Source organism: Enterococcus sp. AZ101 (assembly GCF_050499005.1).
Lineage (GTDB): Bacteria > Bacillota > Bacilli > Lactobacillales > Enterococcaceae > Enterococcus_L > Enterococcus_L ureilyticus.
This window is the reverse complement of the sequence record NZ_JBMHEZ010000001.1, coordinates 1696272-1709235: the sequence shown is the minus strand read 5'-3', so window position 1 is coordinate 1709235 and position 12964 is coordinate 1696272. Positions and strand designations below refer to the sequence as shown.

Here is a 12964-nt window from a genome sequence, read left to right as displayed (position 1 = left end):
TCACTCCCTACTCTAAGTCGAATAAACTGATTTCTGCTGCTGCGTCTGTCTCTGCATTTTTACGTTCAGTTTCTTCTTTTTTTTCTTCATCTAATACTTCATTTGAAATGGATGGAGAAATCTCCGTCTCACCATCTTTTCGATCTAAGATACTACCATCTTCTTCTAGTGTGAATTGTACATGGCGTTCGATCCATTTTCTTCTTGGTTCTACTTTATCGCCCATGAGTGTCGTTACACGGCGTTCTGCTTGTGCAGCATCATCTATTCTAACTCGGATCAACGTACGTGTCTCAGGGTCCATTGTAGTCTCCCACAGCTGATCAGCGTTCATTTCCCCTAGACCTTTGTAGCGTTGAAGCATATAGCCTTTACCGACTTGTTCCGTCACGTTAGATAATTCTTCATCTGTCCAAGCATATTCTGTTACTGCTTTTTTGCCAACTCCTTTTGATACTTTATAAAGTGGCGGTAACGCAATATAGATTTTGCCAGCTTCAATCAGTGGTTTCATATAGCGATAGAAAAAGGTTAACAGTAAGACTTGGATATGTGCTCCATCGGTATCCGCATCGGTCATGATGATGACTTTGTCATAATTACAGTCTTCAATTGAAAATTCTGGACCAACACCCGCACCGATTGTGTAGATCATTGTGTTGATTTCTTCGTTTTTTAAAATATCTTGCATTTTGGCTTTTTCAGTATTTAGCACTTTTCCTCGTAAAGGTAAAATCGCTTGGAATTTTCTGTCGCGTCCTTGTTTAGCTGAACCACCGGCAGAGTCTCCTTCGACTAAATATAATTCATTTCTTTTAGGATTTCGTGATTGAGCCGGTGTTAGTTTTCCAGATAAAAGAGATTCGCCTTTTTTCCGTTTTTTGCCATTTCGACTTTCTTCACGGGCTTTGCGTGCTGCTTCACGCGCTTCACGAGCCTTGATCGCCTTACGGATCAATTGTTGACTCATTTCGCTGTTTTCTTGCAGATAAAAGCCCATTTGCTCTCCAACGACATTATCCACTGCATTACGCGCCATTGGCGTCCCAAGTTTTTCTTTGGTTTGACCTTCAAATTGTAATAAGTTTTCCGGAACGCGAATCGATAATACAGCAGCTAATCCTTCGCGGAAGTCACTACCCTCTAAATTTTTATCTTTTTCTTTTAGCAAACCGACTTTTCTTGCATACTCATTGTAAGCTTTTGTCATTGAAGACTTCATCCCTACTTCATGAGTACCACCATCTTTTGTGCGGACATTATTGACAAATGAAAGGACATTTTCTGAATAGCCATCATTATATTGATAAGAAAGCTCAACTTCGATGCCATCTTTTTCCCCTGAAAAATAAACAACAGGTGTTAATGTATCTTTTTCTTCATTAAGGTAGGCAACAAATTCTTTGATTCCCTCATCATAATGGAAGACTTCCTCTTTTGGTTCTTCTCCTCTAAGATCTGTTAGAGAAATTTTGACACCTTTTAATAGAAATGCAGATTCTCTTAATCGCTCTGCTAATGTATCGTATGAAAAATGGATAGTAGAAAAAATAGTATCATCAGGAAGAAAAATTACAGAAGTCCCATTTTTTTTATTCGTTTTTCCTACTTTTTTTAAAGTTCCAACGGGTTTTCCGCCATTTTCAAAACGTTCCATGTATTCAACACCGTCACGGACGATGCGCACTTCTAACCAACTAGATAACGCATTTACTACGCTGGCACCTACACCATGCAGTCCGCCAGAAGTTTTATAACCGCCTTGGCCGAATTTTCCTCCTGCATGTAAAACGGTAAAGATCACTTCTACGGTTGGGATTCCAGATGCGTGCATTCCAACTGGCATTCCGCGGCCAGAGTCAGTGATTTTGATACTATTGTCTTTTTGGATCGTGACACTGATTTCATTTCCATAACCGGATAATGCTTCATCAACTGCGTTATCAACGATCTCATAGACTAAATGATGTAATCCACGGCTGTCTGTGGAGCCGATATACATTCCTGGTCTTTTTCTTACAGCTTCCAATCCTTCTAAAACCTGGATGGAGGCGTCATTGTATTCATTGTTTACTTTTTTCGCCAAAGAAAAAACTCCTTATACTTGAATTATAGGGCCAAAGGCCACATCATTACAATAATACTCTAAAAGCTCTCAAAAAAAAAGAGCTTTCCTAAACGGCCACTCTTTCTTAAGATTATTTACATCTATTTAGGCATTTCGGCTAATTCAATTTTTATGCAACGATTCATTATAATAGCATTTCTTCCTGCATTTTTCAATATTTCCGAAGCTTCTTCACTTTCCAAACCTAATTGGGCCCAAAAGACTTTTGCATCAGTTTCTATGAAATCATGTGCTACTTCAGGTAAAAATTCACTTCGACGGAAAATATCGACAATGTCAATTTGACCTGGTACATCTTGTAATTTTTCATAGACTTTTTCGCCAAGGACTTCTTGCCCAGCTAAAATCGGATTTACAGGAATGATTTCATAGCCATATTCTTGTAGTAATCTAGCAATTTTATAACTTGTGCGGTCTTCTTTGGCACTTAGTCCAACGACTGCGATTCGTTTGGCTTGTTTTAAGTAATTAAAAATTTGTTTTTGTGATGGGTTTTCTATTGGCATTTTGATCATCCTTTCTAATTTCTCTTACTTTCATTATACAACGAATATTTAATTATTGTTAGCTGTTTCTATTCGTGATAAAATAAATGCTAGTTTGAACAGAAAGAGGTTGCTCAATGAAATTCTTTGTGTTATTGATTATAGCTTATCTACTCGGTTCTATCCCTTCCGGTGTTTGGGTCGGAAAACTATTTTTTAAAAAAGATCTTCGTCAATTTGGTAGTGGCAATACAGGAACGACAAATACATTTAGAGTATTGGGAAAAAAAGCTGGTATTGCAGTTTTGTTTATGGATATCTTAAAAGGCACATTAGCCACTAGTTTACCCTTTCTATTTTCTTTAAATGTCAATCCGTTGGTATTTGGTGTTGCAGCTGTTTTAGGTCACACATTTCCAGTTTTTGCACATTTCAAAGGAGGAAAAGCGGTTGCTACGAGTGCAGGGATGATCTTAGCTTACAATCCAGCATTTTTTGTTTATTCTGCCTTAATTTTTATTATTATGTTATACATTACTAGTATGGTTAGCTTAACTAGCATGATCAGCGCAGTATTGATCACTTTGTCAACAGTCGTTTTACCCTTTGCTATTCCAGCGATATTGCCTAAATTTGATTGGTTATTGACCACGATTGCTTTAGCTTTGACCATTTTTATTTTTATTCGCCATAAGGATAATATAAAACGGATCAAAGATGGCACAGAAAGTCGTGTACCTTTTGGACTAGGCTCTAAGCCTGAAAAAGAAACAAAAAATAAAAAAACTAGAATGTGAGGTTTCGACATCTCACGTTCTAGTTTTTTTATTTTTATTTAGCTGTAAGTGTGTAATGGGTTTTGAATACCTCTGATGCAGCTAATTTATTGATCCCTTTTTTATTCACAATATTTCCTGTTGCATTTACTTCGTCTGCAATACCACACCAAGGTTCAATACACACAAAGGGTGCATCTTTTTGGTAAGGAGACCAAATACCTACATAAGGCATGTCAGTATAGCTTAAGCTAATACTGTGGGAGCTTTCATCAGTTTCAATAGTGATCGCATTGGCCCCTTTGGTTTCGAAGATAATGGCATCCTCTTTAAACAATTCTCTTCGAATATCAAGGCTTGTATTTGTTTGACCCAACGTTTTGTGTTCAAAATCGGCAAACGGTCCAACTAGTGGGATCTGAGTACGAGATTTTTTAGGTGAAAAGCTTAAATAATAATCATCGAATGTTAATCCTTGTTCTAGTGGAACATTGAATGCCGGATGTCCACCGATTGAGAAGTACATATCATTAGATCCTGTATTTTCAACTTGGTAACCAACCACTAGGCTCTCTTCTTCTAAAGCATAAGAAAGAATCAACTCAAAATCAAAAGGATAAACTTTCTTCGTTTCTTTATTACTTTTTAAAGATAACGAGACTAGTTCTGTTCCATGCTCGATTACTTCAAAAAGAGCATCTCTAGCAAATCCATGCTGTCCCATGGGATACGTTTGATTCTCATAAGTATATTGATCATTTTTAAGACGGCCAACGACTGGAAATAAGACAGGTGCATGACGTCCCCAAAAAGCTGGGTCTCCTTGCCAGATGTATTCAATATTATTTTTCTTTGATTTCAAGCTGACTAATTCAGCACCATCTTCTGCGATTGTTGCAATCAGAAATTCATTTTCAATTTGTACAGTCATATTTGCTGCCTCCTATTTGTTATCTTTTTCCAATTCTTTGATAAATTGTTTATTTAAGACTTTCAAATAAGTTCCCTTCATTCCAAGAGATCTTGATTCTATGATACCCGCTGATTCTAATTTTCTTAAGGCATTAACGATAACTGAACGAGTAATCCCTATTTCATCAGCAATACTTGACGCAGTCAAGCGACCTTCTTCTCCGTCCAAGGCTTTAAAGATTGCTTGAACAGCTTTTAATTCGCTGTAAGATAATGTATTGATCGCCATTTGAACAGCAGTTGCGCTGCGAACATTGGCTTCGATGTTTCTAGATTGTTGATAAAGGATTTGCATTCCAACAACTGTTGCGCTATATTCAGCTAAAACTAAATCTTCATCGTCAAAGGATTGTTCTACTCTTGCCAAAATAATCGTGCCTAACCGTTCACCTGCACCAAACATTGGTACGATCGTAGTTAAGCCAAAGGGATATTTTTCACGTAACTCAACTGGAAAAGCAGTTAAGTCGCTGGTGATTGAAATATTCGCTTCTGTTTTAGTTAAATTGTCAGCTGCATCTGTATAGCTTTGGGGAAAACGTTTTTCTTCAAACATGTGTTTAACACGTGCATTATTTACATCTAATTTTTCGTTATACCCTAGCAGAACTCCTTCGTTACTGATGATGTAGGCATTACTGTCTAAGACATCCCCTAAAATGACTGCCATCTTGTCGTAGGGTAACTCTGCTTTTTGATCAAATGTATTTTTCTGTTGTAAAAGCTTATTGATTTGACGCGTTTTTTCTAATAAAGTAGCCATTTTTACTCCTCCTAATTTAAAAGCGTAGCTCGTGTAGCTAGATAACACATGGTAATACCATGACACCTTGCTTCCCCTCTTACCAATTAACATCCACTCATTTCTTCGTTGTGTTTCTCGGCCTATTTCAAAGCAACCACTGAAAGAACTGTCAGATCATCCTACAAAATGTAGCGGCTTAAATCCTCGTTTTGAACAATACTGTTTAATTTTTCATTTACGTATGCTTCTGTGATTGTTATTTCACCCATTTGCATATCTGGTGCTTCAAACAATAAGTCTTCCAATAAACGTTCTAAAATTGTATGCAAACGACGAGCACCGATATTGTCTGTGTCGCGATTGACATTGAAAGCAATATTGGCAATTCGCTCGATGGCTTCTTTAGTAAAGATTACTGTGACATTTTCAGTTCCGATCAATGCAATATATTGTTTGATCAATGCGTTATTTGGCTCAGTTAAAATCCGTATAAAATCTTCAGCTGTCAAATCATCTAATTCCACACGGATTGGGAAACGACCTTGTAATTCTGGAATCAAATCACTAGGTTTAGATAAATGGAACGCACCTGATGCAATGAACAAAATATGATCTGTTTGGATTGGTCCATATTTTGTATTGACCTGTGACCCTTCTACAATCGGCAAAATATCACGTTGAACACCTTCGCGAGAAACTTCACCGGAATTTTGCTGACTTTTTGATGTGATTTTATCAAACTCATCGATAAAAATGATCCCACTACTTTCTGCTAAACGAATAGCTTCGCTATGGATATCCGCATCTTTGACGATTTTTGCCGACTCTTCTTTTACTAATAATTCTTGTGCTTCTTTAACGGTTACTGTTCGCTCTACTTTTTTCTTGGGAGATAACGCACCTAACGTTTCGTTTAAGTCAATACCCATCTGTTCCATCCCGTTATTCATTGCAGGCATTGTCTTTTTTGGTTCTTCTATTTCAATTGTAACTTCGCGATTATTTAATAAGCCTTTTTCTAACTGCTCAAGAATCGTTTTGCGGTTTACTTTGATTTCTTCCGTTATCTCTTCTTGTGCTTCTTGCGGTTGTTGTGCACTATTGAACATTTGCATCATTTGTTCAAATTGATTGTTTGATGCTTGTTTGTGCTCTTTTTTGATACCAGGTACTAACACTTTTACCAAGCGATTGTTCGCTTTTTTCAAAGCTTGTGAATAAACACGGCTATATTGTTGTTTCTCAACGATTTGAATGGCTTGTTCTACAAGATCACGGACCATCGATTCGACATCGCGACCCACATAACCAACTTCGGTAAATTTCGTTGCTTCTACTTTGATAAAAGGAGCATTGACGATTTTAGCTAGTCGTCTAGCAATTTCTGTCTTCCCTACACCAGTAGGTCCGATCATCAACATATTTTTAGGCGTTACATCTTGCTGCATTTTTTCGTCGAGTTGTAGACGACGGTATCTATTTCTCAAGGCTACCGCAACAGATTTTTTCGCTGTTTCTTGTCCAATAATGTAGTCATCTAATTCTTTAACGATTTCTCTTGGTGTTTTATTTAGTTCGTTCATGGTTGTTGTCCCCCATTTATAATTCTTCTACAATGATATTGTGATTGGTAAAGACACAAATATCAGCTGCGATGTTCAATGCATTTTTTGCGATATCTTTGGCTGACATTTCTTTGTCACCATAACGTTTCATTGCTCGTGCCGCAGATAGTGCAAAATTACCACCTGAGCCAATCGCTAAGATGCCATCGTCAGGCGTGATCACTTCACCCGTGCCTGATACTAAAAGCATTTCTTTATCATTCATTACGATCAGCATTGCTTCTAATTTTTGCATAGATTGCTGAGTACGCCACTCTTGAGCTAATTCAACTGCCGCCCGAGTTAAGTTTCCGTTATATTCATTTAGTTTTCCTTCGAACTTTTCTTCGAGTGTAAATGCATCTGCTACACTACCCGCAAAGCCGACAACTACTTCATCGTTATAGATTCTACGAACTTTTTTAGCTGTGCCTTTCATAACAACAGATTCTCCCATCGTTACTTGTCCGTCACCAGCCATCGCAAATTTCCCATTTTTTTCAACAGCGCAAATCGTTGTTGAATGAAATTGTGATTCTACCATTACCATTCCTCCTGATTTCAAAGCGAAACAAATCGATTGTGAAAGATTTGTTTCGCTAGATAATTTAAAAAAATAAAACAAACTCGTTTTCAGATAGCTTGGGTCGCTGATCATTTTTTATGCACGAGGATGAAACGTTCGATAATTTTTTTGTAAACTTTCTTTTGTTACATGAGCGTAAATTTGTGTGGTCGATAAATCTGAATGACCTAATAATTCTTGAACAGTTCGCATATCAGCACCATGATTCAATAAGTGAGTCGCAAATGTATGGCGTAACATATGCGGATGGATATCGCTGGTCAATGAACTTTTTTTTATAAGTTGATTCAAGACATATTCGATTCCAGTTGGTGTGATTTGCTCACCATGATGATTCACAAAAACAAAAGCATGTTCTTGTTGGTACTTCTTCATCAAAACTGCTCGACCATTTTCCAAATACTCTTTAAGCGCATCTTGTGCAAAAGAGCCAAAAGGAACATACCGATCTTTATTACCTTTCCCGTGAATCAGTAATACATTAGCAGAAAAATCAATTGCCTGTAAGGTCAAATTCGTACATTCACTAACACGTATCCCCGTTCCATAAAGAATTTCTAGAAGTGCTTGATTTCTTAGCTCTAAAGGTTTTGTTCCTTTCGCACTTTCAAATAAGGCATCAATTTCCTTTTCATAGAAAAAACGTGGAAGTCGTAATTGCTTTTTCTTCATATGTACATAGGAAAAAGGATTTTCTTTCATTACTTCGTTTTTTAGTAAAAATTGATAGAAAGATCGTAGACTGGCAATTTTTCTACTAATAGAATTTCGACTATATTCTTTGTCATAAAGAAAACTGAGGTACGTCCGAATATCTAAATGATCGACGTTTAAATAGTCTGCTTCACCTGAATCTTTTAGAAAATCAAAGAAATTGAGGATATCTTCTTCGTAAGCAATTTTGGTTTTTTCAGAATAGCCTCGTTCAACGATCAAGTAACTTAAAAATAGTTCAGGCCAGTTTTTTTCTTGCATAGTAGGCATCCTCCAATAAATTACAACGTAACTTTAGCATAACCTTTTTGAAAAGACAAATGAATTGTCAGAATTTAATCAATATTTTCAAATTTGGTAACAATTTATTCATATTTGCCTTTAAATCCTCATAAATTATAGGTGTAATTTAATTTTTTTATCCTCTTATTTGTTACTTAATCAAAAGACCGAAGTAAACAGTTGTGCTTACTTCGGTCTTTTGATTAAGTTGTTTGATCTATAATATTTTGTTCTTCAATGACACGTGCTAATGCCGTTAATGCTCTATTTGCAATGGCTTCATAGCGTTCTTTTTTATCCCGAATTCTTTCAGGCATTTCAGGGAATAGTCCAAAGTTAGCATTCATAGGTTGGAAATGTTTTCCCTCAGCATGGGTAATATAATAAGCCATGCTACCTAAAGTTGTTTCTCTTGGAAAAATGATCGTTTCTTCTCCCTTTGCTAAACGAGCAGCATTCATGCCGGCCAATAAACCACTAGCTGCACTTTCTACATACCCTTCAACACCTGTCATTTGTCCAGCAAAAAATAAATTCTCTCTTTTTTGAGATTGATATGTCGGTTTTAGTAATTCTGGTGAGTTCATAAAACTATTTCGATGCATTACACCAAAACGAACAAACTCAGCGTTTTCTAAACCTGGAATCATTTGGAAAACACGCTTTTGTTCTCCCCATTTTAGATGAGTTTGAAATCCTACAAGATTGTATAGAGAAGCTGCTGCGTTATCTTGACGTAATTGAATCACAGCATAGGGACGTTTACCTGTCTTAGGGTCTTCCAAGCCAACTGGTTTTAAGGGACCAAATAGCATTGTTTTGATTCCACGTTTGGCCATTACTTCAATAGGCATACATCCTTCAAAGAATTTCTCTTTTTCAAAAGACTTGAGTGGTGCAACTTCAGCTGAAATCAAGGCTTCGTAAAATGCTTTAAATTCTGATTCGGTCATTGGACAGTTTAAGTAAGCCGCCTCTCCTTTATTGTAACGAGATTTTAAGTATACTTTATCCATATCGATCGTTGCTTTGTCAACGATCGGTGCCGCTGCATCATAAAAATAGAAACCATCCGAGCCGTTGAACTCCTTGATTTGTTCAGCTAACGCTTCTGAGGTTAGTGGACCTGTTGCGATGATTACGATTCCTTCAGGGATTGTTGTGATTTCTTCATTTTTTACAGTAATTAGTGGATGATTTTTTATCTTCTCAGTGATTTCTTGTGAAAAATCATCACGATCAACAGCTAATGCCCCTCCAGCAGGAACAGCTGTTTTGTCTGCACTATTAATGATGATCGAATTTAAACGTCGCATTTCTTCTTTTAAAACGCCAACCGCGTTCGTTAAATTATTTCCTCGTAGAGAGTTTGAACAAACTAATTCAGCAAAATTTTCTGTTTGATGTGCAGGCGTATTTTTTACTGGTCTCATTTCATAAAGTGTGACTGGCACACCCGCTTGGGCAACTTGCCAAGCGGCTTCACTGCCGGCTAAGCCAGCACCGATAACTGTTACAGGAGTAATCATCTATTTCCTCATTTCTTTAAAAAACCAACGGGTTTGTCCGCTGGTTTTAATTTTATTATTTTTGAACGTTTTCTTCATAATCACCGTTGATACAGACGACTTGTTTTCCACCTTTGACTTTCTTCTCAACAAGATATTGCCCACATTTGGGACACGGACGCCCGATTGGTTTATCCCAAGAGGTGAAATCACAGTCTGGATAGCGACTACAGCCGTAGAATAAGCGATTTTTCTTTGATTTACGTTCAATGACTTGACCTTCCTTACATACGGGACAAGTAACACCAATCTCTTTGACGATTGCTTTAGTATTGCGACACTCTGGGAAATTGCTACATGCATAAAATTTGCCGTAACGTCCTAACTTGATGACCATCGGATGGCCACATAGATCACAATCAAAACCAGCAGGTTCATCTTTGATTTGGATTTTTTCGATTTTTTCTTCTGCGTTCGTCAATTCTTTTTCGAAAGGACGATAAAAACGATCGACTACTTCAACCCATTTTTCTTGTCCAATACCAATTTTGTCCAAATCACCTTCCATTGAAGCAGTAAAATGAACATCTACAATTTGTGGGAAGAATTCAACGATCAATGAATTGACGATTTCACCTAATTCAGTAGGTTCAAATCGTTTATTCGTTAGTTTAACATAATAACGTCTTTGAATCGTTTCTAAAGTCGGCGCATAAGTTGATGGACGACCGACACCATTTTCTTCTAACGAACGAATTAATGTAGCTTCACTAAATCTTGCTGGCGGCTGAGTGAAATGTTGTTTTGGTTCAATATCAAGAGCGTTGACTTTATCGCCTTCAACTAGATCAGGTAAAATATTTTCCTTGTCTTCTTTACCATCATCGCGGCCTTCAACATAAACCTGCATAAATCCTTTAAATTTCACTTTGGCACCATTTGCAATAAAAATCACACCATTTTGTTCCAATGTCACTTTCATTGTATCCAAAACAGCAGGTGTCATTTGACTAGCAACTAAACGTGACCAAATCAACGTATAGAGTTTTAATTGATCTTTGTCCAAGTATTGTTTGATTTCATTTGGTGCACGTAAAACACTAGAAGGACGAATGGCTTCATGGGCATCTTGAGCGCCCTGAGCATTTTTCACTTTCCGTCCGCCGTGTGCTGAAAATTCAGAGCCATAATTTTTTTCAATGTATTCGGCTACTTCTGCTTTCGCTGAATCTGCAATTCTAGTGGAATCTGTACGCATATAGGTAATTAAACCTACAGTTCCTTGCTTGCCTAAAGCAATACCTTCATACAGTTGTTGTGCAACCATCATGGTTTTTCGTGTTCTGAAATTTAATTTTCTGGCTGCTTCTTGTTGTAAACTACTGGTTGTAAAAGGTAACGCAGGATTACGTTTCCGCTCTTTCTTTTCAACTTTTGTCACATCGTATTCTTTGCCATTGATTCGAGTAGTTACTTCTTTTACTGCTTCAGCATTCGGTAATTTTTTCTTTTTACCATCCAGCCCCCAGAAATTAGCCTTAAATTTTTTCTTTGCTTTTTGAAAATTACCATCAATGCTCCAATATTCTTCTGGAATAAATTTGCGAATATCATTTTCACGATCAATGATAATTTTAAGTGCTACAGACTGTACTCGACCAGCACTTAAGCCTTTTTTCACTTTGCGCCAAAGAATTGGACTTAGTGAATAACCTACTAAACGATCTAGAATACGACGTGCTTGCTGTGCATCTACTAAATCTAAATTAATCGTACGTGGTTCTTTAAATGCAGATTTCACTGCTTCTTTTGTAATTTCATTAAAAACAACTCGATTTTTATCATTTAAATCCAAGCCGAGAAGGAAAGACAAATGCCAAGCAATAGCCTCTCCTTCTCGGTCTGGATCGGCTGCGAGATAGACTTTTTCGGCTTTTTTAGCAGCCGTTTTTAAACTTTTAATAACGTCGCCCTTACCACGAATAGAGATATAGTGTGGCTCATAATTATTTTCAGTATCTACACCCATTTTACTTTTTGGTAAATCGCGAATATGCCCAACACTGGCAACAACCTTATAGTTTTTCCCTAAGTATTTTTCAATCGTTTTTGCTTTAGCTGGTGATTCCACAATAACAAGATATTTATACGCCATTCAACGTGTGGCTCCTTTCGGTTTTTGTGTTTCTTCTATTATATATATCAAAATGTAGAGAACTCACAAATCGTACTTCATCATATCTATTCGTTACAGGTTTGTCAAGGATAGATGCAGTTAAATCGAAAAAAGTTGAATTTCTTCTAATATATCTTGAGGACAAATAGTACATTTTGCTCCTTCTTGAATAAGGCGATGGCAGCCGTCAGATTGTGTATCAAATAGATTGCCAGGGACTGCAAATACTTCTCGTCCATACTCTAAAGCTGCCTGTGCGGTGATTAAAGACCCGCTTTTTTTACGTGCTTCAATTACACAGGTACCCAAACTCATACCAGCGATAATTCTATTTCGCATCGGGAAGTGATATTTTCTAGGTCCTGCCCCGTTAGGATATTCACTAATGACTAGCTGCTCTTCCATCATTTTTCGTTGAATATGTGCAGTTTCTTTTGGATAGCAAATATCTAGACCAGTTCCGATGACTCCGATCGTATTGCCACCATTTTGCATTGTGACTTGATGGCTGACACTATCGATTCCTTTAGCTAACCCGCTTACAATTGTCAACTCATTACAGATTATCTCTGGAAGTAGTTTTCGAACAACATTTATTCCATAAATAGAAGCCGCTCTTGCTCCGATAAAGGATAAACAATTTTTTTTTAATAGCTTGATATCTCCTTTATAAAATAATACTACTGGGCAATTATAAATTTGCTTTAAGTGATAGGGGTAATTGGGATCCAAAATCGTAATAAACCTGTGTTGAGATTGATATTTTTTCAACTTATCAGGATTGGTTGTCCAGTAATCCCATGAATCAGAAAATAATTTTTGGTAGGTTGTGATACCAGCAATCTGAATAATTTCTTCTTTCGTTAAATCAGTACAGTCGTTGTACTTCATTGAAAAATCCAAAACTTTTAGTATACCTAAGTTGCCAATACCGTTACAAACTGTCAATTTAAATAGTAGGGTTCGTTGTCTTACATCCATAAAAAAA

General features: G+C 37.0%; 11 protein-coding genes. 1 reads left to right on the top strand and 10 read right to left on the bottom strand.

Annotated elements, in window-relative coordinates; genetic code table 11:
* Window positions 1-7: 7 nt before the first annotated feature.
* Complete coding sequence (parE, locus tag IGJ50_RS08095) at window positions 8-2086, bottom strand: DNA topoisomerase IV subunit B (RefSeq protein ID WP_069641391.1); 2079 nt, start codon at window positions 2084-2086, stop codon at window positions 8-10.
* Window positions 2087-2208: 122 nt separating this feature from the next.
* Complete coding sequence (locus IGJ50_RS08090) at window positions 2209-2634, bottom strand: CoA-binding protein (protein ID WP_069641392.1); 426 nt, start codon at window positions 2632-2634, stop codon at window positions 2209-2211.
* A 116-nt stretch (window positions 2635-2750) separates the two neighbouring features.
* Here IGJ50_RS08090 and plsY point away from each other — a divergent pair, with 116 nt between their 5' ends.
* Window positions 2751-3410 carry a glycerol-3-phosphate 1-O-acyltransferase PlsY gene (gene plsY, locus IGJ50_RS08085; RefSeq protein WP_069641393.1) on the top strand — a complete coding sequence of 220 codons (660 nt, stop codon included), beginning with the start codon at window positions 2751-2753 and terminating at the stop codon, window positions 3408-3410.
* A 34-nt stretch (window positions 3411-3444) separates the two neighbouring features.
* Here the strand turns inward: plsY and IGJ50_RS08080 are convergent, their stop codons facing one another.
* From IGJ50_RS08080 to dprA, 8 genes are all read right to left on the bottom strand, one after another.
* Window positions 3445-4320: an aldose 1-epimerase family protein gene (locus IGJ50_RS08080; protein ID WP_429949802.1), complete on the bottom strand. Its 876-nt coding sequence runs from the start codon at window positions 4318-4320 to the stop codon at window positions 3445-3447.
* A gap of 12 nt (window positions 4321-4332) precedes the next feature.
* On the bottom strand, window positions 4333-5124 hold the full coding sequence (gene codY / locus IGJ50_RS08075; RefSeq protein WP_069641395.1) for a GTP-sensing pleiotropic transcriptional regulator CodY: 792 nt from the start codon (window positions 5122-5124) through the stop codon (window positions 4333-4335).
* Between the two features lie 161 nt (window positions 5125-5285).
* The gene (hslU, locus tag IGJ50_RS08070; protein WP_429949800.1) at window positions 5286-6689 is read right to left on the bottom strand and encodes an ATP-dependent protease ATPase subunit HslU; all 1404 of its coding nucleotides are present in this window, start codon (window positions 6687-6689) and stop codon (window positions 5286-5288) included.
* A gap of 16 nt (window positions 6690-6705) precedes the next feature.
* Complete coding sequence (gene hslV, locus IGJ50_RS08065) at window positions 6706-7254, bottom strand: ATP-dependent protease subunit HslV (protein ID WP_429949798.1); 549 nt, start codon at window positions 7252-7254, stop codon at window positions 6706-6708.
* A 117-nt stretch (window positions 7255-7371) separates the two neighbouring features.
* On the bottom strand, window positions 7372-8271 hold the full coding sequence (xerC, locus tag IGJ50_RS08060) for a tyrosine recombinase XerC (RefSeq protein ID WP_429949797.1): 900 nt from the start codon (window positions 8269-8271) through the stop codon (window positions 7372-7374).
* Between the two features lie 224 nt (window positions 8272-8495).
* Entirely contained in the window at window positions 8496-9821 is a 1326-nt protein-coding gene (gene trmFO / locus IGJ50_RS08055; protein WP_429949795.1) for an FADH(2)-oxidizing methylenetetrahydrofolate--tRNA-(uracil(54)-C(5))-methyltransferase TrmFO, read from the bottom strand.
* 55 nt (window positions 9822-9876) lie between these two features.
* Window positions 9877-11955, bottom strand: coding sequence for a type I DNA topoisomerase (gene topA, locus IGJ50_RS08050; RefSeq protein WP_069641400.1), 2079 nt, complete (start codon window positions 11953-11955; stop codon window positions 9877-9879).
* A gap of 120 nt (window positions 11956-12075) precedes the next feature.
* A complete protein-coding gene (gene dprA / locus IGJ50_RS08045) occupies window positions 12076-12957 on the bottom strand; it encodes a DNA-processing protein DprA (protein WP_429949794.1) in 882 nt (293 codons plus the stop codon).
* Window positions 12958-12964: the final 7 nt, after the last annotated feature.